The following is a 26,194-nucleotide window of genomic DNA, read 5'->3' as shown; positions in this document are numbered from 1 at the left end:
GTGGCCCGGCCCGGTTCGGCGAAAGCCGGGCCGGGCCCTCCGCCGTTGGAGACGCAACCTCCACCCAAACGAAACCGCCCACGAATCGCCGTCGGCGGCCCGGAAGGCGGCGTACCGGACCTCGGCAGCCCGGTAAGGGGCGGCTACTCACCCGTTCGAGTGACCTTGAGGTCCTGGTATCCGAGTAGCCTCGTGAAGTGACCGAGTTACCGGGACCGGGGGAAACCGTCGGAGCGCTGATCGAGCGGGTCGTGTCGGCCGTCCGTGAGGGAGACGACACCGCCTTGCCCGCCTTGCTTGGCCGCTTCGCGCGCGAGGCCGACGTGCGTGCAGCCTTCGCACTGCGGCAAAGGCTGCTACGGGACCTGCTGGACGAACCGCAACCGGGATATCAAAGCCCTCGGCCAAGCACCCGATGACCTCGGCTTCGACCAATGCCCCAGTCCTCACTAACGCCACGTCCGGGTGGCGTTCCCAGACGCGCTCGACGCGTTCGCCGATCACATGGACGGCTACCGCGCCGAGGTCGCTTAATTAGCGGGGCGGGGGTGGGATTTCCTGCAGCCCGGCTCGAAAGGTCCGCTAGCGAAAAGGCAGGCTGGTCAGTCGGCGGATTCGCTGGACAGGCTCCGGCGGAGGCGCATCAGAACAGTGCGTCCTGATCTGGGCTCTCTGGGTTCTGCAGCGGTGAAACTTCTTCGCCTCGCCACTTGCCCTCAAGATGCTTGCGCCAACCTTTAGGCGGCGGCCACGGCACTCCCCATTCGGCGGGCTGCTTCCTCGTCCAGCGGCCATCGGGGGTCTGCGCGGCGGTGACTTCATCAGGCGAGGGCAGGTGGACATGACGGATGGCTGCCCAGTTGATCCGCCCTCCTACGCGTGGCGTCGGCCCGTACGAGGCGCAAGAGTGATTGGGGCAGGCGCACCACCCTGCCTGACATCAGTGCCCACAGTACGCGCATCGCCCGCTGCGGCGGCCGCGGGTATCCACCTCAATGCCCTGCTCGCGCAGCTTCCGCAGCTGAGACCCCGACCGCCGCGGCGAGGTCGCGCAAGCAGGGAACCTCTCCGTACCGGGTGAACGGCGATCACGTCCAGGCCCACCCCCGAGCCCAGCGGCCCTGCCAACACCCCCGGTGGCAGGGCCGCTTCACCTCCCGGTGCCTCACCCCTCCGGATGCTCCCGGAACCACGCCACCATCCGCTGCAACGGCAGTGACACCGCCAGCGAATTGCCCTTCGCCCCCAAGTTGTCCCGCCCAAAGTGATCGGCCTGGCGCTCCGCCTCCGCCACATCGCCGATCGGCTCTGCGTACGTCTGCCGGTCCTTCGCTTCCATCGCCTTACGGACCTTCACCGCGGCCGCCAGCTTCCGCGTCATGAACTGCTGGCAGTCATCCGCGTCAGTGCAGCCCGACGCGGTCTCCTGCTCGTACGCCGCCAGAGCATCGCGGGGCGCCACCGGTTTCGCCTCGGACGCCGACGCGGATGGCTTCCTGCCTCCGCCCGAGTCGTCTCCGCTACAGCCGGCCGCACCCCCAACCACGATCACTGCCACCACGATCGACCCCACCACTCGCATACGCCCCATGCGGGGCATGGTCCACCTGAACACCGGCCCGGGGAACCCGAACCGCAACGTCGGGGATCACCAGGACAGGCGCGGGGCCTCACAACAACACATGCGGGAGCCCCGACCGCCAGGCCAGCATCGCGCGCCTCCAGGGCGGGGCTCAAGGCCCCTCTCCTTGTTCTCGCCGCCCGTGTAGAGCCCTCCGGTGCCGTACCGGCTGGTCAATCGTCATGTTCTGAGTCATGCGCGCTCCGCGGCCGCGCTATCTGACCCGCGTCACCGTCACCCGTCTCCGCTAGGACCTCCACCACGACGCCCTGGCAGGTCGTCACATAACGGGCATGCAAGTGCCACGGCAGAGCTGGAGAACCGTCGGCCTACAGCCCGAATCGCCTCCACCGTTTCGCGCCTTCGGCGTCTCCGTCCCGCTCGTGTGCCCGCGCCAGTCGTATCAGGGCTTCCCTGCCTCCGATGTCGGTGGCCCGTTGGGCGAGTCGTTCTGCACCGTGGAGATCTCCAGCCTCCTCGCGCCGCCGCGCCAGCCGCACCAGGCCGTTGACGTTTCCCGCATCGGCGGCCCGTTGGGCGAGTCGTTCTGCACCAACGAGATCCCCAGCCTCCCCACGCCGCCACGCCAGCTCCACCAGGGGGCCCGTGTCCCCGGCATCGGCCGCCCGCTGGGCGAGGGTTTCTGCGCCGCAGAGGTCCCCAGCCCGCTGGCGCAGTTGCGCCAGCTGCGCCAGGGCGCCCGTGTCTCCGGCGTCGACTAGCCGCTGGAGCAGCTGTTCTGCACCGTCTGGATCCCCTGTCCGCCCGCGCCGCCAGGCCAGCTCCGCCAGGGCGCCGATGCCCCCGGCGTCGGCGGCCCGCTGGTACAAGTCTGCCGCGACGCGGAATCGGCCCCGGTGATCGGCCGCTTCTGCCAGGGCTTCCAGGTCTGCTGTGCTGGCTGCGTGGACCCGTGCTGCAGTCCAGAAGGAGTCCGGTGGGAAGACATGGGAGCGGATGGTGCGTGCGTGGTGGTCTAGGTAGTCGCTCAGGCGGTAGATGTCTGGGAGGGCACCCATACCCTCCGGGTTGGCGACAGGTTCCAAGGCTGCGGCCACGCCCATGACCTTTTCACGCGCATAGTCGAGAGCTTCGGCGAACCAGGTGTCAGGGTCCGCGGCGGCACGTTGTTGTTCGGTCAGGTAGCCAGGGGCGGCAGCCTTGAGGAGTGCGGCTGGCAGCGGTGAGGTGTGGCCGAGACGGCGGGCGTCCATGGCCGTGGTGATGACAGCGTGCCCGTAGGGGCTGTGGCTGGTTGCCTGGTGATAGTGGTCGACCAATTGCGGGCCTGCCGCGAGGGTCTGAGTGATCCTCCCGCCGGCGCTCGTGCTCATGGCCGTGGCCAGCGATCGGTCGCGGTGGACGAGCGAGCTTTGCAGGGCCGTGGCGGTGAAAGACACCGGAACGTCGACTGGTTTGACCTGATTGAGCAGGGCTCGGGCGATCGGGTACACGTCCTTGCCAGGCTTTGGGGTGGCTGTCAGGGTGCGGTGGTACTCGGGCCACAGCGTGCCTAGGATCACGACCGGTCCTGGGCGCTCCAGTCGGCTGTGCAATGCGGCGGCGGCATCCTCTGCGTCGGTCCCGATGAGGAAGTTCTGGGCTTCGTTGAGCCACAGGACGGTGTGAGGGGCGAGGGCGTCGGCATCGAGCAGGGAGAGGAGCCTCCTGGCGTTCTTCGGGAATACCAGTTGCCAGTCCTTCAGGCAGGCGCGGATGGCTTCGAAGGCGGCCCGGGTCTTGCCTGTGCAGGACTCTCCGCGTACGAGTACCAGCGTCGTCTGATCAGCGGAGGCTGCCTTGACCAGCTGCTCGCGCAGTTGCTGGTCGTGGTCGCGTTCGATGTAATCCGGGAGTACGAAGGTGCCGTCGTCAGCCGGTCGAGGCGTGCCATGGATGGCGGGGTGGACGCCGAGCTGCTGCGCCGTCCACGACGCGACAGGCCGCGGACGATCGATCCGGGCAACATCCTGCTGCTCGGAAATATGCTGGTGGATCTGCCCGATACTGTAGGCCGCGACCCCACTGCGTGTTGCCTGGACAGATACGAAGCGAGCTGGGCTTGAAGCTGGAGTGGTGGTGCCGGGCCCGCTCAGCCCTGGGGCAGTCCCGGCTGCGGAGGGTTTCCCAAAGTCACGCTGCCCATGTTCCAGGCGGCTGCGGACGCGTGGTCGGCATGGATGCCTACGTTCCCGCCGACGGCTTGCCCGCTCTGGCTGGCTGACACCCCGCCTTGGGGAATGCGCTGGCTAAGCAGGGCGCTCAGTTGCTCAGCGGCCTGGTCCCGCTCGGTGTCGTCGAGGCTTTCCAGAACGGTCTCGATACGGACCTGCCACGCCGCCTCCTGACGGATGCGCACCCGCTCCAGCTCGGCCGGGCCGGCCGTGTCCAGCTCGCCTGCGGTCTGATCGAGGCGCTCCAGTTCGGCGTTCTCGCGCTGCAGGTTTCCTCGGCCGAGCCAACGGCCCAGTTGCTGGCGGAGCCCTGCCCATGCGTCAGTGGTTGCGGCCTGCACCACCGTAGTGCCTCCCGCCGCGGCCAATGCGGTCAATGCTTCTGACAGCATCCTTGCCCTCTTCTCTGATAGGCCAGATCCACCCTGGGGCAAGCGCCATACCTGGCGCCTTCCCCCATTCACTCCATCAGACACGTACCTCCGTTGTCCCTGGTTCCGTTGTGAGATCGCCAGCAGCCGCTCCATCCCTTCTCTTGCGTGGGTATCCCCGGCTTCAGCCGGGGCGGGTAACGAATCTGCGGGCTGCTCTGACCGGTCATGTGTGCATGGGCGTTCCGTCTGCAGTGGGGTTGTCAGCTCGCAACAAGCCACGCTCCGGCGGTTGGACAAGGCGTTCGCGGCGTTCGCCGGTGTCGACGTGACCCTCGGGCGTGCCGCTGCCGGCGGCGATCGTCGCCCTCTCGCCGTGATCAGCGGCGGTTCGACCGAGTGGCGGACAGCATTGGATCGGCCCGGCCGGATGCCCTTCTTCGCTGGGACGCCCGCGACCTGGGCCGTGACGGTCTGCTGCGCTACGGCGCGGTCGGGCCGTGCCACGGCGAAGGCGCAGACGTGACGGGGGCGCGGCTCGCGAGGTGTTCGTCCAGTGCTTCGCGCCGCCGCCCCGGATGCTCGTGTTCGGTGCCGTCGACTTCGCGGCGGCGCTGGCCCGGACAGGCGCGTTTCTCGGCTATCGGGTCACGGTGTGCGACGCGCGCCCCGTGTTCGCCACCGAGTGCTGGCTGCCGGGCGCGGACGAGGTCGTAGTGGAGTGGCCGCATCGGTACTCAAGGCTGAGGCGGAGGCCGGTCGGATCGACGGGTACACCGTGATCTGCCTTCTGACCCACGACCACAAGTTCGACGCTTTACTGCAGGAGGTCGCGCTGCGGCGAGCAATGCTCAAGACCTGTGGATCGACCTCGGGTTGAATGCGAAGGGCGTACCTTCCCGAGTGATCGATTGATGGTCATCGAGTAGGCCGGTGCTGCGAACACCGGTCGGGAAGGCACGCCCGCGCTCAGCGTAGTCAATGCTGGCGGCACCACCACCGACGGTTCCTCGCTCATCGACGACATCGTCCGTGAGGGTGCGAGGCGGAAGCTGGCCGCCGCACTGGAAGCCGAAGTCAACACATATATAGCCGAGTTGGCCGAGCAACGGGACGAGGCGGTCCGTCGTCTGGTGGTCCGCAACGGCTATCACCAGCCCCGTGCGGTGACCACCGCGGCGGGGACGTCGTAGGCCTTGTCTGCGTGCAGGCGCTTGGGCTTGAAGTGGCGGCCGCCGATAGGGGTCGTGTCTCCTTACGTTGTTCCTGGGGTTGCTTCCGGTCACTCGCAGGATCGGAAGGCCCAGGGATGCTGGGTGTGGCTGCGTGTCTCCAGCCCAGTGGTGGCTTCAAACGATTGGCCGCCCGGCATCCCGCGACGCCCCGACCACTCATTGGGATGCGCGGCAAAGATCGCTTGGTAAGGACACGCTGGCGAGGTCGTCTGCTGCGACAGATAGAGGAACGACTTCGGAGGCGGCCGTGCCCCAACTGTGGGCTGTTATGGATGCAGGCAAGGCCGAGCACCACTGCGTGGTGCTCGGTGCCGACGGCACGCGGAAGCTGACGCAGCGTGGGGTCAACGACGAGAATGCATTGCTCAAACTGATCAGCGATGTACTGGAGTTGAGCGACGGTGAGCCGGTCACGTGGGCGATCGACCTCAACGCTGGCGGGGCTGCCCTGATGATCGCGCTGCTGACCGACAACGGGCAACAGGTCCTTTACATCCCCGGCCGCACCGTCCATGACGGATGCGAGGCTGTCGTGGACGTTGGCCGCGGAGACGCCGACGAGGAGGGGCAGTCCGTTCGCGTCCGACAGGACGTGCATCTTGGAACCTGGCTTAACCTGCGGTGGGCCGTCGACTTCGATATCCCGAAGCACGGCGGCAGCGCCCGCCAGGCGCATCCACTTACCAGGACGTAGATGATCGCGGCGAACAGCGTCTCATCAGGTGTGTCCTGCGTCCCGCCACCCTGCGCCCGCACCTTCGACGGCGGGATCAGCGGCTTAGCGATCTCCCACAGCCCGTCCGGAACAATCCAACTCGGTGTCTGTGCTCTTGTTACCCACAGGTCGGCCGGAGCACTCGACGTGGCTCCCCCCTCGGCCTCCGCCTTCGAACTGGCACTGTGAAAGGCGGATTTGGACTTCGTCTCCAGCGAGTCCCAACCGTACGAGACCCAGAGTCACGGACCAGGCGGTTGCCCCCAGCACAGCCAGGAACACAGCTGCGGACGAGCAGGGAACGACGCTTCCAGAAGGCGCCCTTGGATTCCTCGTTGTGGTTGGCTATGTGCTCCGTCAGCGTCGTCCAGAGGTCCGCGGCACCGTGTGCCGGGCCCACCAGCACGCCGCTGGGGCCAGAAAGCCGGCAGCCGCCTGTCGCTGCCGCGCCGCATTCGACGGCGATGGCGGAGCTGGCCCGCCGGGATCGGAATGACGGTGCGTGGCTCCGTTCACTTCAAACCGCAGCGGGTGCCCGCCCATTCGATGGCCAATCGGTGCTCTGCGGCAGCGGAGACCTTCACACGGCGGCGTGAGGCCGTGTGGTCAGGGGCGTGGCTCGTCGAGGTACTGGTCGGCCCAGGCGCTGATGATGTGCGCGGCCCGCTGCGCCTGTCCGCGCGCGGTCAGCAGGTGGTCCGCGCCTTCGAGGGAGATGAAGCTGCGGGGGTGGCGGGCCTCTTGGAAGATTTCCGCGGCGTTGTCGATGTCGACGGTGGAATCGGTGGGGGAGTGCGCGATGAGGAGCGGGAGGTTCAGCTCGCCGATCCGGTCGCGCAGGTGGGCCTTGCGGACGTCCTCGACGAAGGCGCGCTTGAGGACGAGGGTGCGCCCGCCGACGAACCACTGGTGAGAGCCGTCGCTGAGCACGCGGTCCAGGACCGAGTCATACTGCCGCTCGACGTGGCTCGGGTCGACGGGCGCGGCGATGGTGGCCAGCGCGCGCAGACCGGGGATCTCGCCGGCGGCGGCGATGGCGGCGGCGCCGCCCCAGGAGTGCCCCACCAGCAGGTCCACAGGGGTACCGCGCTCGGCCATGAAAGCCGCGGCGCGGATCGTGTCCTGTGTTTTGACGGTGAAGGACCCGTCTCCCCAGTCGCCGTCGGAGTCGCCGATGCCGAGGTTGTCGAAGCGCAGCATGCCGATGCCCTCGCGGGCCAGCTGCTTGCTGACGCGGGAGGCGGCCGGCGAGTCCTTGCCGAGGGTGAAGCCGTGCGCGAAGAGCCCCCAGCCGCGGACTTCGCCCTCCGGCAGGTCGATCACTCCGGCCAGTTCGGGGCCGACGACGCTTGGGAATCTCACTTTTTCTTTCATCTGTGGTGCTCACCTAGGCAGGAACTGATCGAGGGACAGAGGCGAGAGTGGCACCGGCCGGTGCCACCGAGAGCCGGTGAGCAGCATGCCACGCGCTGCTCGCCACTTTCGACAGGCCAGACGCCAACCGGGCAGGGGAGGGAACCCGGAGCGTCTGCGACTGGGTCTCTCGGGCCCGGTGGACGCCCCGGGCGATCGACCGCGTCGCCCGTGGGGGCGGGGATCGGGTCGATACCGGGCTGGACGGCCGGGGTCGGGTTCGGAATCCGGTTGACCGTGAACTGAGAGTCGTCCGAGGTCGGGTTCGATCACCTGCGCCACCGACCCCGGTCGCTCCGCGCCCTTTCCAACGGCACCTTCGAGTGCCGCGGCGGCCACCAACTCACCACGCAAGACCGCGACTTGGACGGCGACCACGTGTGGGCCGTGGACGCACATGGCACCTCGGGTACGTCGTCGACCCAGCACGCGCCGTCGAAGCCCTCCGCGACACTCGACGACCTCGGCTGCTCCGCCAACCAATGGCCCACCCCTGACTACGCCGTCCGAGTGGCGTTCCGAGACGCACTCGACGCATTCGCCGACTACGTGGACACCTACCGCGCCGGGGTCGCCTAGTACTCCAGCCGTAGATCGTGATCTTGCCGGCCCGGTACCAGCTCTCGGGCCGAACTGATCCTCGTCTTGATTGGTCCGGTCTGATGCGCTTGCTGTCTCAGCTGGACTGGTCAGTGGAGGGGCTGATGGTGCTGTCTGTGCCGTAGAAGCGGCCCTGGTCGCACAGAGCGTCGATCTCGGCGTTGTCTTCCTCGGTCAGTTGCGCATCCAGCGCGACGCTGATGACGCGTCGGGCGCGGGCCAATCGCCGAGCGACGTCCCAGTCGGCGATGAACTTGCCGACGGTGTACTCGTCGGCGGTTCCGGATGCCTGGCGGGATCCGAGTCGGTCGAGGGAGACCACGAACTCGTTCAGGTCCTGCAGGACTCCGACGACCTCGTTGAGGGGCATGCGGATCTCTCGGGAGGACATGTCCATCGGCCGATTCAACTCCAGAGCTGGTACTCAGGCCCAGAGCCTGATCTTGCTGGTCAAGGCTGGTCCGGGAACGCGTGCGGCCACCGGTGATCATCGGTTTGTGAAGACAGACGATCAGACAGTGGCCGCAGGTCACAGCATAGATCCTGCCCGCTGGCAGGACATGTTCGAGGTGTTGATGAGCCGCATCGCGGGGCGGTTCGCCCGGGTGGAACCACGGCGCCGGGCGAGGGCGCTGGTGCTCGGGTTGCTGTCGGACCTGCCACGCAAGAATTGCTGGACGCTCGCCGAGCACGCGGGGGACGCATCCCCGGACGGCCTGCAGCATCTGTTGTCGAGGGCCAGGTGGGACGCCGAAGCGGTCCGCGACGACATACGCGGCTTCGTCGTGGAGCAGTTGCACGACGACGACGCGGTGTTGGTCGTCGATGAGACCGGCGACCTGAAGAAGGGCACCGCCACGGTGGGGGTGCAGCGCCAGTACACCGGCACGGCCGGACGCATCGAGAACAGCCAGGTCGCCGTCTACCTCGCCTACTCCACCCCTCGTGGGCACGCGGCGATCGACCGGGAACTCTACATCCCGCGCTCCTGGGCCGAGGATGCGGCCCGCTGCAAACAAGCCGGGATCCCCGACACCGTTGGCTTCGCCACGAAACCCGCGCTCGCCGCCCGCATGATCGGTCGTGCGCTGGATGCCGGTGTCCCCGCGTCCTGGGTGGCCGGTGACGAGGTCTACGGAAGCAACCCGCACCTTCGGACCGTGTTGGAGGGGCGCGAGGTCGGCTATGTCCTCGCCGTCGCCTGCGACCATCAGATCACCACCCCCGCGGGCAAGTTCCGCGCCGACGCCCTGGTCAAGAAGACGCCGAAACGGGCTTGGCAAAAGCTTTCCGCCGGCGCCGGAGCCAAGGGGCCCCGCTTCTACGACTGGGCCCTGGCCGACATCGCCGACGACCGGCCCGGCCGCCGCCACCTGCTCGTCCGCCGCAACCGGCGCACCGGTGAACTCGCCTTCTTCCGCTGCTACTCGGCGGCCCGGGTGCCACTGTCCACCCTCGTGAAAGTGGCCGGGCGCAGGTGGACGGTCGAGGAGACCTTCCAGTCCAGCAAGGGTCTGGCCGGACTGGACGAACACCAGGTCAGACGGTGGACGTCCTGGCACCGTTGGGTCACGCTCGCGATGCTCGCCCACGCCTTCCTCGCCACGGCCACCGCCAACGAACGGGCTCAAGAGCAGGCTCCAAACGGCCTGATCCCGCTGACCTGCAACGAGATCCAGCACCTGTTCACCACGCTCGTCGCCCCGACCGTCCACACGGTCACGCACAGGCTCCGCTGGTCCGAGTGGCGACGACGCCATCAAGCCCGGGCCCGCGCCTGCCACTACCGACAGCGGGCCGCCCAATAACCACAAAGATCACGATCTACAGCTGGAGTACTAGCGTGGTGGGGTGGGGGAGGGATTCCCCCGGTCCCACCCCCGCCCTCGGGAAAAGGGCCCGGCATGCATTTCGTGTGCTGGGCCCTTTTCTTTTTCTGTATATGGCTGGTGTTGAGAATTCGGTATAGGGCCCGCGAGGCGTTCGATCGAGTTCGCACCGCGGTCCCGCCGCTCGACGGCACCCGCCGGGGACTCGGCGAGGTCGTCACCGCCTTGCTCGAAAATCCCGACGCCGAGCTGCTCACGATCCGGGCGGACGTCACCATGCGCTCAAGGTCACGGCAGGAGATCGCCGAGATCCTGCGCGAGCACGGCCAGAGCCTCGCCGAGGCGCTACTTCCCTCCGTCACGGCCGCGGTCCGCGCGGCCGGCCGCGAATTCGTCAGCGATCCCGCCGCGGCGGCGCTACAAGTTCTGCGAAGCCCAGTGCATCTATGTCTGCCACGGCGCGCCAGTCAGGTGAACTGTCTGGCGCGTCGGGCGCCTCTCCCGGGGCTGGTCGTCCCCATGGCGTCAGATCCCAAGGAGTTCTGGCTGTTGTAAAAGGGGAATTGCAGGCTATCGGGTACCGCAGTGCCCCAGGGATTCAAATGGGTCACGGCGTGGCTGCAATTAGAAGGGGGTGTCGTCCCAGCAGGTCATGGCGACCCAGCCCCACTGTCCACCGAAGGTCTTGACCTTGATCCAGCCGTTTGCGCGGTTGTATCCGCATCCTTTGTAGGGGTCACCTACGATGGCGCTGTTCGGGGAGCAGACACGGTTCTGGTCGTTTGGCACTGCCTCCAGGATTCGGGCGTTGTTCTTCGCGAATTCCCTGATCTGACCCCAGGTGCTGATGGGTGTCACCATCCCCGTTGCGCAGCTGTCAGTGAATGACGCGGACTTGGCGGAGTGATCAGCGGCGTTTGCGGTGCCTGGGATGGCAAGGCTGATGGCTGCGGCAGCCGCCAGCGACGCGACTGTCCTTGATCGCAGAGACTTCTTCACAGGCTTCTCCTCTTGTTTCATCTCGTGCATTCGACGCTGGCGTCTGCTGCAGGGTTGCTGACAGATTCGGTCACGCAGCCTGGAGGGCCGGGACGGTGCATGACGGGCAAGATCGTCATGCACCGGCGGACCGGCCTTCTTGACCCGCCTCGCGTCTTACCGAACACGTTCCACCAGCTGGTGTCCCGGCAGATCCGCCATGCGGTCCGGTCAGCTGTGCCAGCTCCCACGCAGCGGGCTTCGTCGGCCAGCAATGGGAGCCGAACTCCGCATCGCGCGGGGGCGTGGAACAACGCGTTCGCGCGGGCGCTTTCCGCGAACCGGGCACCGGCCTTTCCAGCCGGCGACAGTAGGGCTGTCGGGCGAGCTGGAGGATCCAGCAGGTGACCGTGCCGGGAATCCCGTCTCCGGCGAGCTCGCGAGGTTTTCGAGGTCTTTGGGGTCTGATGCCTGGACGGAGGCGCCGGCACCGATGTTGGTCAAAGCAGAGTGAGCAGGGCGGCCTTGCGAGGGCCGGTGAGCGTGTTATGTTCTGGCCACAGCCCAGGATCTCCACCCCGTCGGCAGCGGCCCGCATGCCGGGCACGAGTCGTAGCCCCGACTGGATGGAAGCCGCCGAATTGATCGGCGAGTAGCGGCGCGAGCGGCACTGTTTGTGTGCCGCCGAGCTGTGCACCGCGGGTGCTGGCCGCTCCCGTCGCTCCGGGCGGGCGGAGCCTGCGCGAGACCGGGCGCACATACCCCGGTGGATGCCCAGTGACCGACGTGACCTCCGCACGCGGTCCACGCCATTCGCTGGGCGGGAGGGCGGGAGGTGAACGCCAAAGCCGGCCAGCGCGGAGGGAAGAGTGGACGCCAGGGTTCGGGACGTACCTGCTTTGCTGGTGCGGCTCTCGTGCGCGACTTTATTTCCAAGGTTGTGTTTCGTTGAGTCAATCGTGCCTACCGGTAGAGCATGGTCCAGTCGATGCGAGAGACAGAGCGAAAGTACGAGGTCCCGTCGTCCTCCGATACCTCCTGGCTGACACCGTTGGACCGAGTGGAGGGCGTCGCCTCGGTTGTCGACCGGAGCCTCGAGGAGCTCGACGCGGTCTACTACGACACCGATGATCTTCGGCTGTCCGGTTCTTCGGCCACACTGCGACGAAGGACCGGCGGCTCCGACGCCGGGTGGCACCTCAAACTGCCATTGCCGGGCGACAGCCGGGAGGAGGTCCAGGCGGCTCTGACTGACGCCGTCCCGGACGCCCTGCGCGACCTGGCCCTGTCCCGCACCCGAGGAGCCGAACTGACCCCAGTGGTGCGCATCCGATCGACCCGTGAGGTGCGCGAACTCGTCGACGCCGAAGGTGGCGTGCTGGCCGAACTGAGCATCGACGCGGTGCGCGCGGAGTCCCTGCGAGCACAGGGTGGGAGGGCGGCATGGCGCGAGATGGAAGTAGAGCTTGCCGAGGACGCCGATCCCGCGCTCCTGGACGCAGTGGAGAGGAGGCTGCGCGAGCACGGCATCGTACGTGCGCAGTCGTCGTCGAAGCTGGCGCGGGCCCTTGACGAGATGGCGCCCGTTACGGCCGGCGAGCGTGACGAGGCCGCCGACCTCGCTGAGGGCTCGGCCGGCGAGCAGGTCCTTGCTTACGTACGGGAGCAGATCCGCGTCCTGACCGCCCTCGATCCGGCCGTGCGACGCGACCGGCCCGACTCGGTGCACCGGATGCGGGTCGCCTGCCGTCGCCTGCGCAGCTGTTTGCGCTCGTACCGATCCGTTCTGGACCGCGAGGTCACGGACGCGATCCGAGGGGATCTGAAGTGGCTGGCCGGCGAGTTGGGCGCGGAACGCGATCAGGAAGTGCTGATGGAGCGTCTCACCCGGGGCGTCAAAGCCCTACCCAAAGAACTCGTCCTCGGCCCCGTCTCGGCACGGCTACAGGCGTGGAACGTCGCTCGTGGCTCCGAGTCCCACCAGCGCAGTCTCGACGCCCTGGGCTCGCGCCGCTATCTGGCCCTGCTCGATTCTCTCGCCGCGCTCGGGCAGCAGCCACCGCTGCGTGCCAAGGCCGGCAAGGCGGCGGACAAGGTCATGGCCAAGGCGGTTCTCAAGGAGTTCGACCGACTGGCCCAGCGCATGGTCCCCGCTTTGGACCTGGCGCCGGGGCCCGAGCGCGACGTGGCCCTTCACCAGGCCCGCAAGGCCGCCAAGAAGGTGCGTTACGCCGCTGAGGCGGCCCGTCCGGCTCTCGGTAAACCGGCCAAGCGCTTGGGTAAACGTGTCAAGGCGGGCCAGAAGGTCCTGGGCGACCATCAGGACAGTGTCGTGGCCCGGGGCACCATCCGCGACCTGGCCGTGGCGGCCCAGACGTCGAGCGAGGCCGGCTTCACCTGGGGCGTGCTCTACGGCGGGGAGCAGGCCGTCGCACACACCCGGGAGGAGGAACTGCTGACGGTGTGGGAGCGGGCCTCCACCCCCAAGCTGCGCAAGCGGCTCAGCCGGTAGAGGGACTTGGTGCGAGGGGGAGCGGTTGCCGCGTCGTCGTGAAGGAGGTTGCAGAGCGCGCACTGAGCGCGGCTGACTTCAGCAGCGTCACGTGTGTGGGACCCGGAGGGTCTACGTTTTCGGAAAGGGCGGCGCGGGTGGCTTCATCGTATTGGTCGCGTTGAACATAGGAGGCGGGTTCCGCCACGCGCAGTTCGAGCACCTGGACAGCGGCGTGAGGGTGGGGGCATGGAAGCCGTGCTCACCGACGGCGAGTTCGAGGGCATGCGCATCACCGACGTCATGGTCGAAGACATTGGCGAGGGCAGCGATACGTGCTGCCGGGCAGCAACTGCAGGATCGGGTACGTACACGCACCAGGCTGCCTCGCCGCTCATGGCTCACCGCGCTCCCTGACGACGTCGGTCGGATCCTTGTCATCTCGTAGCCCCACGTAGCGGGGGTGACGCAGCATGCCGTCGCGTGTCCACTCCGAGAAGGCGATCTGCGCCACGAGCCGAGGGCGCACCCAGTGGGCGGTCCGCTCGGCGATCTGTCCCTCGAAGGGCGAGTCGACTGACTGGAGTTGGTCGAGTTCCTGCCGCAGCGCAAGCAGGGTGCGCCGGTCGAACCCCGTGCCGACCTTGCCCGCGTAGCGCATCCGCCCGTCCTCGTAATAACCGATGAGGAGGGCGCCGATACCCACCCGGCTGCCCGCGGGTTCGGTGAAGCCGCCCACCACGAACTCCTGGCCCCGGGCACACTTCAGCTTGAGCCAGTCTTCCGAGCGGCGTGTCTGGTACGTGCTGTCGGCACGCTTGGCGATGAGCCCTTCCCAGCCTCGTCGGCACGCGTCGGCGAGCAGTTCGGGACCGCCCTCATTGCGATGCGCACTGAACCGCAACGGCGCCGTGAACGTGATCGAACGTCGCAGGAGGGACTTGCGGGTACGCAGCGGCAGCCGCCGCACGTCCACGCCGTCGAGGCGCAGCAGATCGAAGACGTAGTAGGTCACTGCCACCTTGCTCGCCGCGACATCGGCACTGCGGGTGAGTCCCATGCGCTGCTGGAGCCGTGCGAAATCCGTCCGGCCGTGCGAGTAGGCGACGATCTCGCCGTCGATCGTGAAGTCCGTACCGTCCTGTGCGGCGAGCGCGTCGACGATCTCGGGGTAGGTGGCGTCGAGCCGTCGCCCGGAACGGGACCGGAGTGTGACGCTGCCGTTCTCGCGCACCGCCAGGACCCGCATACCGTCCAGTTTCCGTTCGAAGATCCAGCCCTGGGGGAACTCGCGCCGGTCACTGAGCGTCGCCAGCATCGGTGAGGCCGCCAGTTCGACTCCGGGAGCGGCCACGCGGGTGCGGCTGTCCAGTTCGGGCGGCAGTGCGTCCAGCAGGCCGGTCATTTGCGCTCACCACCGCTCGCCTCCCATGTGGGCGCGTCCGGCGCCTCGGCGACCTGGCGCAGCGTCCGGCCGCTGCGGGCCGAGCGGGCCCGCCGAGGATCGGGGGTGCTGCCACCACTGCCGTGTCCGTGACCGGTCCGAACGAGAAGCCACGTCGCCTTCTCGGGAGCCTCGCCGCTCGCCTCCTCACGGCCGCGGAACCGGGTGAGTGCGTACCGGCCGTGCAGCTTCTTGCCGTGCAGCTCGAACGTGGCGTGACCGTCCTCCAGGGCCTGCCCGAACGGCACCGGCCGGTTCCGCTTGTCATGGCTGGTCGGCCGGTACGTACCACGGTCCCAGACAATGACGGTTCCACCGCCGTACTCGCCCTTTGGAATCAACCCCTCAAAATCCCCGTAGTCCAGGGGATGGTCCTCGGTGGGGATGGCGAGCCGCTTGTTTCCTGCGGGTCGGGGGAGGGCCCCTTCGGGACCGACCAGGACTTCAGTACTCCTGTGGATCTGCACCACGAACGTGGGCTCCTCGTCCGTGGTCGGTGGCGCCTCGTCCTTCGTCGCGCGTTCGCCGATCGGCTCACGCGTCCGGTCGAAGTGCCGCTTCGCGCGATAGGTGCTCAGTTTGTCCTTCTCGCTCACGGCAGCTCCTTCCTTCGGGGCCGCGGGACCGCTGCGGTCGAGTACCCGTGATCGTCAGGGACACACGACCCTCGGCCACCGTGTGACGCCGTGGAATCGATGAGCTCGTGATGGCTCCGGGCGACGGTGGTGTGTCGGCGGAAACGAGCACGGGCGTGCCGGCCGGCGAGGTACGGGCATGTGTGGCGGCGTGGCCTTCGGGTACCCAGGCGGTCCAGAGGGCGAGTGCGCCGACTCGTTCTCGGTGACCAGATCGAAAAGGAGGACCCGGCCATGGGGCACGGTGGAAACGTCATCGCGGAGCTGACAGTCGACCATCGCGAGGTGGACGAGCTGTTCATCCGCATCGAGGCGCAGCCGGCCCGGGACACCCGGCGCCGCGAACTGGCGGATGAACTGACCGTCGAGCTGGTACGGCACTCGGTCGCCGAGGAGCAGTACCTCTACCCGGCGGTGCGTGAGCACGTCGACGGCGGCGACGTCTTGGCGGACAAGGAGCTCGAGGACCATGCCGAGGCAGAGCGGCTGCTCAAGGATCTCGAAGGCCGCGACGCCGACGACGATCAGTTCGACACACTCGTGGCGAAGCTGAAGTCCGAGGTCACCGAACACATCCGCGACGAGGAGGGCCGGCTCTTTCCGCTGCTGGCAGCTGCCTGCACACCGCAGGAGCTGGAGGAGCTGGGAGACAAGGTCCGCAAGGCCAAGAAGACGTCCCCGACCCGCCCGCACCCTTCCGTACCCACCACACCTCCCGGCAACAAGATCCTCGGCCCCGGCGTCGGTCTCGTCGATCGAGCCCGTGACCTTCTGACCGGCCGCAAGCGCTGAACGACCACCATGGGAGCGCATGATGGCGACTGCGAGAGAGATCATGACCGCAGACGCAGAGTGTGTCGGTGAGCACGAGAGCCTTCTGGCCGCGGCGCGCAAGGTGACGGGTCTCGGTGTCGGAGCGCTGCCTATCTGCGGCGGCAACGAGAGGCTCAAGGGCGTTCTGACCGACCGCGACATCGTGGTGAAGGTTCTGGGCGAGGGAAGGGGCCGGCGCACACGGCGGGAGAGCTGGCGCAGGGCGAGGCCGCGACCATCGGTGCCGATGACGACGCCGCCGAGATACTGCGCACGATGTCAGCGCACTAGGTCCGCAGGTTGCCACGTCATCGACGGGAACATGCTGATCGGCATGGTCGCGCCGGCCGACATCGCGCGCCCTGCCGGACCCGCGGGTCGGACAGCTCCTCGAAGCGCTGTCCACCGACTGACGATCGCCGGCCGCCCAAGCCGGCGACGTGGGAAGAAGGAGTCACCATGACTGGCAAGGTCGGTAGGAACAAGGCCAAGGGCAAGGTGAAGGAGATGGTCGGTAAGCTCGCCGGCCACCGCCGCATGCAAGCCGATGGCAAAGCTGACCAGGCGAAGGCGGAGACGAGCAAGGCCATGCGCGAGGTCCACGACCGTGGCCGCGATGCCTAGGACTCGAATCCGTAAGGACACGACCGAAACTCCCAAACATGCGGAGACCTTGCCCCTGTGTTTGAGGGGCCGAGGTCTCCCCCTGGGGCGGCACGCCAGTCGCCTTGTGCAGGAGTTCATGCGCACGCGCCTCCCACCGGCGCACCCCCGGCAGGTCTCGGCGTCGCAGCACTGCGCGGCGTAGACACACCGCCGTCATGTCGAGTGCCTGCAGCGCGCGAGGGTGCCCGAGCGCCGTACCCCCATAGACGCGACACACCCTGACAGACACGTCCAGGAGGCCGCCCATGTTCCGCGCCATCGCCGATGTGCTCCGCGCCATCGGCAGCACGCTCGCCGCCGTTGTGACCCTGCCGTTCAGGGCTCTCGCCCGGCTGTTCGGCGGGGCATCACGCTCGGCGGGCTGACGACGTCCCCGGACGCTCGGAGCGCGACCGTTCGTCCTGCTCGCGGTGGAACGATCGACCTCCTTCACTGCCCTTATGGGCGTGCCATCCCGACCATGAGGCTCGGTGACACAGTGTAACCGTACGGCGGGCGATCTCTCTTCGTCTCTCCTACGTTGGAGGAGCAGTCGTCACACAAGACGCCACAGAGAACGAGGAGTTGTCATGGCTGGTAAGGGCGGCACAGACAAGGTCAAGGGCAAGGCCAGGGAGACGACCGGCAAGGTCACCGGCCATCGCGCCCAGGAGGCCGAGGGCAGGGCCGATCAGGCGAGGGGCGAGGCCGGGGAGTCGCTGCGCGAGGTCCACGATCGTGCCCGAGGGGCTGCTGAGCCCCTCAAGCGCCGCCACAGCTGACCCTCACTTCGTGGAAGGCCCCCACCCACCAAATGGGTGGGGGCTCCTGCGTGCGCGGACTCGCCTACCCGTTCGTCACTGTCTGTGTCCGTTAGTCGGAGGGTGTGCTGGGAACTCGGGCCTGGATCTCGGCGACCCATGGCGAGGACGACGAGGCCGAAAGTGCCGAAGACGGGACCTGGACACCGCGGCTTTGGGTGCTGGGACGCCGAACGACAGACGCGGCACGGGTTCTCGGACCCATGGAGAAGGGAGGTGACAGATGGCCTCAAAGGGCGGCGCGCCGTCCGGCGAGGGCCCCGGCCTAACGGAGGCGGGCCCGACCGTCGACGTTTCGGCGCTGCGGCGTGAGCTGTCGCGGCGGGTGGATGGTGAGGTCCGCTTCGACGCCGGCAGCCTGGGCGCCTACGCGACGGACGGCTCGAACTACCGCCAGGTGCCGATCGGCGTGGTGGTGCCGCGAACCGTCGATGCGGGTGCGGAGACAATCGCCGTGTGCGCCGAATTCGACGCACCCGTGCTGTCCCGTGGCGGCGGAACGAGTCTTGCGGGTCAGTGCACCAACGCTGCCGTCGTCATCGACTGGACCAAGTACTGCGACAAGCTGGTGTCCGTCGACGTGGCCAGGCGCACGTGCGTGGTGGAGCCGGGCATTGTGCTGGACGAGCTGAACCGGCAACTGTCGGAGCACCAGCTGAAGTTCGGTCCGAAGCCCTCGACCCACAGCCACTGTTCATTGGGCGGGATGATCGGTAACAACTCCTGCGGAGGCTCCGCCCAGGCGTACGGCAAGACCGTCGACAACGTACGACGGCTGGAGATCCTTACGTATGACGGTACGCGCTGCTGGGTGGGGCCCACTTCTGATACGGAGTTCGAGGAGATCCTTGCCGCCGGCGGGCGCAGGGCCGACCTGTACCGAGGGCTGCGGGAGATCATCGATCGCTGTCTAGGGGATGTACGACGGGGCTTTCCCGCCATCCCGCGCCGCGTGTCGGGGTACAACCTGGACTCGCTCCTGCCGGAAAAGGGATTCGACGTGGGACGGGCGCTGGTCGGGAGCGAGGGAACCCTCGTCACCGTCCTGCGTGCCGAACTGGACCTGGTGCCGGTACCGCCCTGCGAGGCCCTGCTCGTCCTCGGCTACGACGACATCTGTACGGCCGCCGACGACGTTCCGCGCCTCCTTGAGCACAGCGTGCCGACCCAACTGGAAGCCATCGACGGACGCATGGCGCAGTTGATGAGAGAGGAGCACGCGTATCTGGATTCGCTCGATGCGTTGCCCCAAGGAGAGAGCTGGCTGCTCGTTCAGTTCAGCGGCGACACCCAGGATGACGTCGACCGCCAGGCGCGAGCGCTGGTCACGGCCCTGGGGCGTGAGGAGAAGGACGCGACGGTCGCGTTCTCCGACGATCCGGCCCGTGAGCACCAGATGCTTCGGGCACGGGAGGCAGGGCTCGGTGTGACGGCGCGGCCGCCCGACGGCAGGGAGACCTGGGAGGGGTGGGAAGACTCGGCCGTCCCACCGGAACGGCTCGGCGACTACCTGCGTGAACTGAGGGCACTGTTTGACGAGTTCGGCTACGACCACCCATCTCTCTATGGGCATTTCGGGCAGGGATGTGTGCACACCCGCATCCCCTTCGACCTGACGAGTGCAGACGGTGTGGCCGACTTCCGGGAGTTCCTGCTCCGTGCCGCGGATCTGGTCACCTCCTACGGCGGTTCACTGTCGGGCGAACACGGCGACGGGCAGGCGCGCGGCGAGCTCCTGCCGAGGATGTTCGGCGAGCGGCTCGTCGCCGCGTTCGGTCAGGTCAAAACGCTTTTTGATCCCGACAACCGGATGAATCCGGGCAAGGTCGTGGAGCCTCGGCGGGTCGATGAAAACCTTCGGCTGGGCCCGCTGTGGCGCCCGCGCGATGACGAGACCCACTTTCAGTTCCCCGACGACCAGGGTTCTTTCACCCGTGCCGTGATGCGCTGCGTGGGGATCGGAAACTGCCGGTCCCACAGCGGCGGGGTGATGTGTCCGTCGTACCGGGCCACCGGAGAGGAGGAGCATTCCACGCGCGGGCGAGCCCGCTTGTTGTTCGAGATGCTGAGCGGGCATGCGGACTCGGCGGTGACCGACGGTTGGCGATCCACCGAGGTGCGCGATGCTCTCGATCTGTGTCTGGCCTGCAAAGGGTGCAAGTCCGACTGTCCCGTGGGCGTCGACATGGCCACGTACAAAGCCGAGTTCCTGTCGCACCACTACGCACGCCGACTGCGGCCGGCCGCACATTACGCACTGGGCTGGCTCCCCGCGTGGGCGCGCCTGTCGCGGATCGCGCCGCGCATCGTGAACGCGGCACTGAACGCCCCCGGTCTCGCCCGCATGGGCAAACGTCTGGCAGGGGTGGCGGCCGAACGGCACGCGCCCGCCTTCGCACAGGAGTCGTTCGTCCAATGGTGGGCCGCGAGGGACACACCCGAACCCGATCCGGCGGACGAACGCACCGTCGTGCTGTGGCCGGACACGTTCAGCACCTACTTCCACCCCGCCGTCGCCAAGGCGGCAGTCAGGGTGCTGGAGCACGCGGGATTCCGCGTCGCGGTACCGACCCAGGCCGTGTGCTGCGGCCTCACTTGGATCTCCACCGGGCAGCTGGCCACGGCGAAGAGGGTGCTGAACCGGACTGTCGACGTGCTGCGCCCCTGGATTGCGGCAGGCACCCCCATCGTCGGCCTCGAGCCTTCCTGCACCGCCGTGTTCAGGGCGGACGCACCGGAGCTGATGCCGCACGACCAGGACGTGCAACGGCTGTCCCGGCAGTTCCGCACCTTCGCCGAACTCCTGCTCAACGACACCCCCGAGGACTGGCGCCCGCCGCTTTTGGCCCTGAGGGCGACGACGCAGACCCACTGTCACCAGTACGCGGTCACGCAGTTCGACGCCGACCGTGAACTCATGCGTCGCGCGGGCATCGATGCGGAAGTGCTGGACGCCGGCTGCTGCGGCCTTGCCGGCAATTTCGGCTTCGAACGCGGACACCACGACCTCTCCATGGCTATCGGTGAGCAAGGCGTGCTGCCGGCCGTGCGGGACGCGGCACCCGGCGCGCTCGTGCTGGCGGACGGATTCAGCTGCCGTACCCAGATCGAGCAGGGCGCGACCGGCCGGCGCGCGATCCACCTTGCCGAGGCCCTCGCACTCGGCCTCGACGGACACCTGCCCGTCGATCATCCGGAGAAGGCCGTGGACCGGCCCACCGTTTCGGCCCGTGCCGGCCGCCTCGTCTCGGCGGCGGTACTCGGCGCGGCCGGTATGGCGGCCGCCGGCGCCGCGTACGCCGCGAGGCGGCTGTTGAGGAACACACCCCACGACTGACGAAGGAGAGTCATTCATGTCGACCAAGGTCTCCGACTACATCCTGCAGCGCCTGCGCGAGTGGGGAGTCGAGCATGTCTTCGCCTACGCGGGCGACGGGATCAACGGTCTCCTCGCGGCGTGGGGACGGGCGGACAACAAGCCGCAGTTCATTCAGTCGCGGCACGAGGAGATGTCCGCGTTCGAGGCGGTCGGCTATGCGAAGTTCTCCGGCAAGGTCGGTGTGTGTGCCGCGACTTCGGGGCCCGGAGCGATCCACCTGCTCAACGGCCTGTACGACGCCAAACTCGACCACGTTCCTGTCGTGGCGATCGTCGGCCAGACGAACCGCAGCGCGATGGGAGGCTCCTATCAGCAGGAGGTCGACCTGCTGAGTCTGTACAAGGACGTTGCCTCCGACTTCTGCGAGATGGTGACCGTCCCCGAGCAGCTGCCCAACGTGATCGACCGGGCGATGAGGACGGCGTACGCCAAGCGGACGGTCACCGCGGTGATCATCCCGGCCGACGTCCAGGAACTCGACTACACGCCTCCCACGCACGCCTTCAAGATGGTGCCCTCCAGCCTCGGGATGGGGGCATACGCGCCCGTCCCCGACCCGGCCGAGATCGAGCGGGCGGCCCAGGTGCTGAACGCGGGGGAGAAGGTCGCGATCCTCATCGGACAGGGCGCGCGGGGCGCGCGGGCCGAGGTCGAACAGCTCGCGGACGTTCTGGGGGCCGGGGTGGCAAAGGCGCTGCTCGGCAAGGACGCGCTTGCCGACGACCTGCCGTACGTCACCGGGTCGATCGGCCTGCTCGGCACCCGGCCCTCGTACGAACTCATGCAGGACTGCGACACCCTGCTGGTGGTGGGATCCAGCTTTCCCTACACCCAGTTCATGCCTGACCTCGACCAGGCGCGCGCGGTGCAGATCGACATCGATCCGTACATGATCGGCCTGCGCTATCCGTTCGAGGTCAACCTCGTCGGCGACGCGGGCGCGACGCTCAAGGCCCTGCTCCCGCATCTGAAGCGGAAGAAGCACGGTTCCTGGCGCAAGAAGATCGAGAAGGACACCGTCCGCTGGTGGGAGGTCATGGAGCGGCGGGCCGCGGTGGAGGCGGATCCGATCAACCCCGAATACGTCGTACACGCCCTGGACGCGCTGCTGCCGTCGAACGTGATGCTGGCCGCTGACTCCGGCTCCGCTGCGAACTGGTACGCCCGGCACCTGCGGATGCGTGGGAACATGCGCGGCTCGCTCTCCGGCACGCTCGCCACCATGGGCCCCGGAGTGCCGTACGTCATCGGCGCCAAGTTCGCCCATCCGGACCGGCCCGCCATCGCCATCGTCGGGGACGGGGCGATGCAGATGAACGGCCTGGCAGAACTCATCACCGCAGCGAAGTACTGGCCGGAGTGGCAGGACCCGCGCCTGATCGTCGTGGTCCTCAACAACCAGGACCTCAACCAGGTGACCTGGGAGATGCGCGCCATGTCGGGTGCCCCTCAGTTCCTGCCCTCACAGGCCCTTCCCGATGTGCCCTACGCCGACTTCGCCCGCTCGATCGGGCTGGAGGGCGCGCGGGTGGAAAAACCCGGCGACGTCGAGTCGGCCTGGCACCGGGCGCTGGGCGCGGACCGTCCTTTCGTCATTGACTTCCGCACCGACCCGGCCGTGCCGCCCATCCCCCCGCATGCCAGCCTCGACCAGATCGAGGCTGCGGCCCTGTCGATCGTCAAGGGCGACAGTGACCGGGGAGCGATGATCAAGCAGGGCCTCAAGGCGAAGATGCAGGAGATGCTGCCCGGCCGGCGCCGCGACGACGCGGCGGACACCGAGGACGGGCAAGGAGGACGATGACCGGGGTCAACAGGCCCGGTCCCGACCCCGCGATCGACTCCGTCGAAGCCGCTGTCTACACCGTGCCCACCGACGCGCCGGAGGCCGACGGGACGCTGGCCTGGGACTCGACGACGCTGATCCTCGTGCGGGCGCGCTCCGCCGGCACTGTCGGCCTCGGCTACACCTACGGAGCAGCCGCCACCGCCAGTGTCGTGGACCAGGAACTCTCCCAGGTCGTGACAGGCCGTTGCGCATGGGACGTCCCCGCGGCCAACGAGGCGATGACCAGGGCGGTCCGCAACGCGGGCCGCCCCGGCCTCGTCGCCGGAGCCATCTCCGCCGTCGACATCGCCTTGTGGGACCTGAAGGCGCGCCTTCTGGAGCTACCGCTCACCCGCCTGTTCGGGGTGAGCACCAAGGACGTCCCCCTCTACGGCAGCGGCGGCTTCACGACGTACGACGACCAGCAGCAGGACCGTCAGCTGCGCGCCTGGGTGGAAGCCCAGGGCATTCCCAGAGTCAAGATCAAAATCGGCGAGTCGTGGGGAACGGCCGAACCGCGCGACCTGGACCGCGTCGCAAAAGCCCGCCGAAGCGTCGGCGGCGACAGCGAGCTGTACGTGGATGCCAACGGTGCCTACACCCGAAAACAGGCCACCCGCGTAGCCGGCCACCTCGAAGACCATGGCGTCACTTGGTTCGAGGAGCCGGTTTCCTCCGACGACCTGGACGGACTCGCGCAGATTCGCGCGTCGACGGCGATCGACGTCGCCGCGGGGGAGTACGGATACACGCTCCCGTACTTCTGGCACATGATCGACGCGGGATCGGTGGACTGTCTTCAGGCGGATGCCACGCGGTGTGGGGGAATCACCGTCTGGCTGCGTGCCGCCGCGCTGGCCGAGGCGGCCGGACTCGAGATCTCGGGTCACTGCGCCCCCCACGTTCACGCCCACGCGGCTGCCGCCGTGCCCAACATCCGTCATCTGGAGTGGTTCCACGACCACGTACGGATCGAGACCCTCCTTTTCGACGGAGCGCTGGACCCGGCAGGCGGAACCATTCGCCCTGGGGCGAGCGGCGCCGCAGGACACGGTCTGACCTTCCGCCACCAGGCAGCGGAGCCGTTCCGAGTCCAGTGATCGGCCAGGCAACCTCCTGCAACCGTTCGTACACGTGCTGATGCCGGAAGCGCCGACGCAGGCCCTGCGACGGAGCCTCTTTGAGTAGGCCGTAACCCCGGTCGGCTCCGTCAGCAGTCACCGACACCCGGGTCAGAACGCGATCTGATCGGCGACCACGATGTCGGCGCCCATGTTCCGCTCCATCATCCGCAGAGCGGCATCCGCCAGATCCTCGTGGATGTGGGCGACCGCGTCACGGGGCACCGTCACCTCGAGGTGACGGATGTGGGCGTCCAGCGCCGAATAGAGGATGCACTGCTCCGTGACCTGGCCGCACAGCACGACGCGATCGATTCCTCGCTGCCGCAGGAGATAGCTGAGAGGCGTCTCGAAGAAGATGGAATGCCGTGCCTTGACGATGAAGAGAGAATCCTCTTCCGGGCTGAGGGGGCGGACGAGGTCCGCGTGCGGGCCCGAGAGGGCGGTCTCCAGGAGCTCGCCGTGATGGGATCTCCACTGCCCGAAGTTGTCGTTCGCGTAGATGACCGGAACGCCGCTCTCGCGGGCACGTTCGAGCAGCCGCACGATGGCCGGGAGCGCGGCCTCCGCACTGGGCAGCAGCAGGTGGGCGTCGTCGTGGTCGTATGTGTTGATCATGTCGATGACGACGAGCGCGGTCCTTCCCATGCCTTTTCCCTTGCATGTCGTGTTCCGGTGCCCCCCTCCCAGTCTGCGGTCCGCGTCAGGTGATTCAGGTCCCGAGCTGCGACAGCACCTTGGTGCGATAGAAGTCGAAGAACCCTTGCTGGTCCTTGCCGATCTGATTGACGTAGACAGTGTCGAAGCCGGCGTCGACGTACTCCTTGACCGCCGTCACGTGGGCGTCGACATCGTCCCCGCAAGTCAGGTTCGCCTCGACGCGCTCGGGTGTGACCAGTTCTGAAGCCTGCTCGAAGTGGCGCGGAGTGGGCAGGATCTGGGCGAGTTCGCCCGGCAGATGCGCGTTCGCCCAGAGGCGGTGAGCGATGCGGACGGCCTCTGTCGCGTCCGTGCCCCAGCAGACCTTGAGACCCGCAGCCACCGGCTTGGTTCCGCCACCGCTGCGGCGGAACCGTTCGATGGCGGCGGTGTCCGGGGCCATGGTGATGAGGCCGTCCGCGATCCGGCCTGCCAGCTCGGCGGCCTGCGAGCCGAAGGCCGAGACATCGATGGGCACGGGCTCGTCAGGGACGGTGAAGAGCCGGGCGTTCTCCACGGTGTAGTACTTGCCGCGATGGCTGATCTGGTCTCCGGTGAACAGGCGCCGCATCACGTGGACCGCCTCTTCCAGCATCTCCAGCCGGACAGGTGCCTCGGGCCAGGCATCGCCCAGAATGTGCTCGTTGAGAGCTTCCCCGGTGCCGATGCCCAGTCGGAACCGGCCGCCGAGCTGGACGGCACTTGTAGCGGCCGCCTGAGCGACTACGGCCGGGTGCATCCGCATGATGGGGCAGGTCACGGCGGTTTCCACGGGAAGCGACACGGCTTGAGAGAGCGCGCCGATCACTGACCAGACGAACGCGCTCTGCCCCTGGTTGCCGTTCCACGGATGGTAGTGGTCGGAGATCCACAGCGAGGTGAATCCTGCTTGTTCCGCCATCCGCGCCTGTTCCACCAGCTCGCCCGGTGTGTGCTCTTCGCAGGACAGGAAATAGCCGAATTCCGTCATGAGGACTCCTCAGGGAGTGAAGGGACTCCTCACCCGAGTGGCCCGACGGCGGACGAGGAAACTTTCCCGCGCCCACTGCGACCATACGCAGCCGCGGACGGCGATGCTCCGGCGCTCGGTCGTCACTCTAGGGGCGGGCGGCCCGGACGCATGCGCGGCAGGTGGCGTCAGCGCGAGCGGTTCATGGCCGTGCACCCCACGAGGCACCGGCCAGGCTCTGCTCCGCTCGCAGTGCGGAGAACCCGGCCGGCTGCACACGCTCGATCGACGGCAGGACGGCAAGGCGGTCCCCTGCACGGCCCAGGTCCCTTCGTGTCAAACGGCGTGGAACGAATGGGCCTTGCCGGCCAAGGGCGGCGCCGCACACGCGACCCAGCTGCTCAGACCTCCGTGGCGCGGCGGCGGTCGTGTG

24 protein-coding genes and 4 pseudogenes are annotated in these 26,194 nt (G+C 67.8%); 17 read left to right on the top strand and 11 right to left on the bottom strand.

Translation table 11 applies throughout. The features are described 5' to 3' along the window. Positions 1 to 1,165: 1,165 nt before the first annotated feature. Both ACFC96_RS12520 and ACFC96_RS12515 read right to left on the bottom strand, forming a co-directional pair. Positions 1,166 to 1,591: a hypothetical protein gene (locus tag ACFC96_RS12520; RefSeq protein WP_376611909.1), complete on the bottom strand. Its 426-nt coding sequence runs from the start codon at positions 1,589 to 1,591 to the stop codon at positions 1,166 to 1,168. 359 nt (positions 1,592 to 1,950) lie between these two features. Continuing rightward, positions 1,951 to 3,144: a tetratricopeptide repeat protein gene (locus ACFC96_RS12515; protein ID WP_376611907.1), complete on the bottom strand. Its 1,194-nt coding sequence runs from the start codon at positions 3,142 to 3,144 to the stop codon at positions 1,951 to 1,953. 102 nt (positions 3,145 to 3,246) lie between these two features. Between ACFC96_RS12515 and ACFC96_RS12510 the strand changes: the two genes are divergently transcribed. Next, positions 3,247 to 3,687, top strand: coding sequence for a hypothetical protein (locus ACFC96_RS12510; protein ID WP_376611905.1), 441 nt, complete (start codon positions 3,247 to 3,249; stop codon positions 3,685 to 3,687). A 26-nt stretch (positions 3,688 to 3,713) separates the two neighbouring features. Here the strand turns inward: ACFC96_RS12510 and ACFC96_RS12505 are convergent, their stop codons facing one another. Next, positions 3,714 to 4,187, bottom strand: a complete 474-nt coding sequence (locus ACFC96_RS12505; RefSeq protein WP_376611904.1) for a hypothetical protein — start codon at positions 4,185 to 4,187, stop codon at positions 3,714 to 3,716. A 557-nt stretch (positions 4,188 to 4,744) separates the two neighbouring features. Here ACFC96_RS12505 and ACFC96_RS12500 point away from each other — a divergent pair. The 3 genes and pseudogenes from ACFC96_RS12500 to ACFC96_RS12490 all read left to right on the top strand — a co-directional run. Continuing rightward, positions 4,745 to 4,948, top strand: a complete 204-nt coding sequence (locus ACFC96_RS12500) for an XdhC family protein (RefSeq protein ID WP_376612299.1) — start codon at positions 4,745 to 4,747, stop codon at positions 4,946 to 4,948. 234 nt (positions 4,949 to 5,182) lie between these two features. Continuing rightward, positions 5,183 to 5,350 (top strand): annotated as a pseudogene (locus ACFC96_RS12495) (IS256 family transposase); the annotation flags it as partial. A 319-nt stretch (positions 5,351 to 5,669) separates the two neighbouring features. Then, positions 5,670 to 5,903 (top strand): annotated as a pseudogene (locus ACFC96_RS12490) (transposase); the annotation flags it as partial. Positions 5,904 to 5,927: 24 nt separating this feature from the next. Here the strand turns inward: ACFC96_RS12490 and ACFC96_RS12485 are convergent. Together ACFC96_RS12485 and ACFC96_RS12480 are read right to left on the bottom strand one after the other, a co-directional pair. Further along, positions 5,928 to 6,244 (bottom strand): annotated as a pseudogene (locus tag ACFC96_RS12485) (transposase); the annotation flags it as partial. A gap of 478 nt (positions 6,245 to 6,722) precedes the next feature. Further along, on the bottom strand, positions 6,723 to 7,478 hold the full coding sequence (locus tag ACFC96_RS12480; protein ID WP_376611902.1) for an alpha/beta hydrolase family protein: 756 nt from the start codon (positions 7,476 to 7,478) through the stop codon (positions 6,723 to 6,725). Positions 7,479 to 7,892: 414 nt separating this feature from the next. Between ACFC96_RS12480 and ACFC96_RS12475 the strand changes: the two genes are divergently transcribed. Further along, the gene (locus tag ACFC96_RS12475; RefSeq protein WP_376611900.1) at positions 7,893 to 8,108 is read left to right on the top strand and encodes a hypothetical protein; all 216 of its coding nucleotides are present in this window, start codon (positions 7,893 to 7,895) and stop codon (positions 8,106 to 8,108) included. A 97-nt stretch (positions 8,109 to 8,205) separates the two neighbouring features. On the opposite strand, the gene ACFC96_RS12470 is transcribed toward ACFC96_RS12475, so the two are convergent. Continuing rightward, positions 8,206 to 8,526, bottom strand: coding sequence for a hypothetical protein (locus ACFC96_RS12470; protein ID WP_376611898.1), 321 nt, complete (start codon positions 8,524 to 8,526; stop codon positions 8,206 to 8,208). 178 nt (positions 8,527 to 8,704) lie between these two features. Here ACFC96_RS12470 and ACFC96_RS12465 point away from each other — a divergent pair, with 178 nt between their 5' ends. After that, complete coding sequence (locus ACFC96_RS12465; RefSeq protein WP_376612297.1) at positions 8,705 to 9,937, top strand: IS701 family transposase; 1,233 nt, start codon at positions 8,705 to 8,707, stop codon at positions 9,935 to 9,937. A 96-nt stretch (positions 9,938 to 10,033) separates the two neighbouring features. Further along, the gene (locus ACFC96_RS12460) at positions 10,034 to 10,513 is read left to right on the top strand and encodes a hypothetical protein (protein WP_376611896.1); all 480 of its coding nucleotides are present in this window, start codon (positions 10,034 to 10,036) and stop codon (positions 10,511 to 10,513) included. A 69-nt stretch (positions 10,514 to 10,582) separates the two neighbouring features. On the opposite strand, the gene ACFC96_RS12455 is transcribed toward ACFC96_RS12460, so the two are convergent. After that, complete coding sequence (locus ACFC96_RS12455; RefSeq protein ID WP_376611894.1) at positions 10,583 to 10,957, bottom strand: hypothetical protein; 375 nt, start codon at positions 10,955 to 10,957, stop codon at positions 10,583 to 10,585. A gap of 955 nt (positions 10,958 to 11,912) precedes the next feature. Between ACFC96_RS12455 and ACFC96_RS12450 the strand changes: the two genes are divergently transcribed. Next, positions 11,913 to 13,448 (top strand): CHAD domain-containing protein, encoded by a 1,536-nt coding sequence (locus ACFC96_RS12450; RefSeq protein WP_376611893.1) that lies wholly within the window; start codon positions 11,913 to 11,915, stop codon positions 13,446 to 13,448. 228 nt (positions 13,449 to 13,676) lie between these two features. Next, positions 13,677 to 13,844 (top strand): hypothetical protein, encoded by a 168-nt coding sequence (locus ACFC96_RS12445; RefSeq protein ID WP_376611891.1) that lies wholly within the window; start codon positions 13,677 to 13,679, stop codon positions 13,842 to 13,844. On the opposite strand, the gene ligD is transcribed toward ACFC96_RS12445, so the two are convergent. Further along, positions 13,822 to 14,832, bottom strand: coding sequence for a non-homologous end-joining DNA ligase (ligD, locus tag ACFC96_RS12440; protein ID WP_376611889.1), 1,011 nt, complete (start codon positions 14,830 to 14,832; stop codon positions 13,822 to 13,824). The two genes, ACFC96_RS12445 and ligD, sit on opposite strands and share 23 nt — an antisense overlap. Beyond that, the gene (locus tag ACFC96_RS12435; protein ID WP_376611887.1) at positions 14,829 to 15,467 is read right to left on the bottom strand and encodes a DNA polymerase ligase N-terminal domain-containing protein; all 639 of its coding nucleotides are present in this window, start codon (positions 15,465 to 15,467) and stop codon (positions 14,829 to 14,831) included. The genes ligD and ACFC96_RS12435 overlap by 4 nt, the downstream gene beginning before the upstream one ends. A 273-nt stretch (positions 15,468 to 15,740) precedes the next feature. Between ACFC96_RS12435 and ACFC96_RS12430 the strand changes: the two genes are divergently transcribed. The 8 genes and pseudogenes from ACFC96_RS12430 to ACFC96_RS12395 all read left to right on the top strand — a co-directional run bounded on the left by ACFC96_RS12430 (position 15,741) and on the right by ACFC96_RS12395 (position 24,092). Continuing rightward, positions 15,741 to 16,298, top strand: coding sequence for a hemerythrin domain-containing protein (locus ACFC96_RS12430; protein ID WP_376611885.1), 558 nt, complete (start codon positions 15,741 to 15,743; stop codon positions 16,296 to 16,298). A 22-nt stretch (positions 16,299 to 16,320) separates the two neighbouring features. Further along, positions 16,321 to 16,732, top strand: a pseudogene (locus ACFC96_RS12425) (CBS domain-containing protein). Positions 16,733 to 16,778: 46 nt separating this feature from the next. Further along, the gene (locus ACFC96_RS12420) at positions 16,779 to 16,943 is read left to right on the top strand and encodes a CsbD family protein (protein ID WP_340460860.1); all 165 of its coding nucleotides are present in this window, start codon (positions 16,779 to 16,781) and stop codon (positions 16,941 to 16,943) included. A 287-nt stretch (positions 16,944 to 17,230) separates the two neighbouring features. Continuing rightward, a complete protein-coding gene (locus ACFC96_RS12415; RefSeq protein WP_376228873.1) occupies positions 17,231 to 17,350 on the top strand; it encodes an LPFR motif small protein in 120 nt (39 codons plus the stop codon). Between the two features lie 204 nt (positions 17,351 to 17,554). Then, positions 17,555 to 17,746 (top strand): CsbD family protein, encoded by a 192-nt coding sequence (locus tag ACFC96_RS12410; RefSeq protein WP_376611883.1) that lies wholly within the window; start codon positions 17,555 to 17,557, stop codon positions 17,744 to 17,746. 262 nt (positions 17,747 to 18,008) lie between these two features. Further along, entirely contained in the window at positions 18,009 to 21,122 is a 3,114-nt protein-coding gene (locus ACFC96_RS12405) for an FAD-binding and (Fe-S)-binding domain-containing protein (protein ID WP_376611881.1), read from the top strand. 16 nt (positions 21,123 to 21,138) lie between these two features. Further along, entirely contained in the window at positions 21,139 to 22,968 is a 1,830-nt protein-coding gene (locus ACFC96_RS12400) for a thiamine pyrophosphate-requiring protein (protein WP_376611880.1), read from the top strand. Continuing rightward, on the top strand, positions 22,965 to 24,092 hold the full coding sequence (locus ACFC96_RS12395; RefSeq protein WP_376611878.1) for an enolase C-terminal domain-like protein: 1,128 nt from the start codon (positions 22,965 to 22,967) through the stop codon (positions 24,090 to 24,092). The genes ACFC96_RS12400 and ACFC96_RS12395 overlap by 4 nt, the downstream gene beginning before the upstream one ends. Positions 24,093 to 24,224: 132 nt before the next feature. Here the strand turns inward: ACFC96_RS12395 and ACFC96_RS12390 are convergent, their stop codons facing one another. Continuing rightward, positions 24,225 to 24,761, bottom strand: a complete 537-nt coding sequence (locus ACFC96_RS12390) for an isochorismatase family cysteine hydrolase (protein WP_376611877.1) — start codon at positions 24,759 to 24,761, stop codon at positions 24,225 to 24,227. Positions 24,762 to 24,825: 64 nt separating this feature from the next. Next, on the bottom strand, positions 24,826 to 25,782 hold the full coding sequence (locus ACFC96_RS12385; RefSeq protein WP_376611875.1) for an LLM class F420-dependent oxidoreductase: 957 nt from the start codon (positions 25,780 to 25,782) through the stop codon (positions 24,826 to 24,828). Positions 25,783 to 26,194 lie beyond the last annotated feature (412 nt).

This window comes from Streptomyces sp. NPDC055955 (genome assembly GCF_042270245.1).
Classification (GTDB): Bacteria; Actinomycetota; Actinomycetes; order Streptomycetales; family Streptomycetaceae; genus Streptomyces.
The sequence above is the reverse complement of the archived record's forward strand: the minus strand, read 5'-3'. Positions and strand labels throughout refer to the sequence as shown.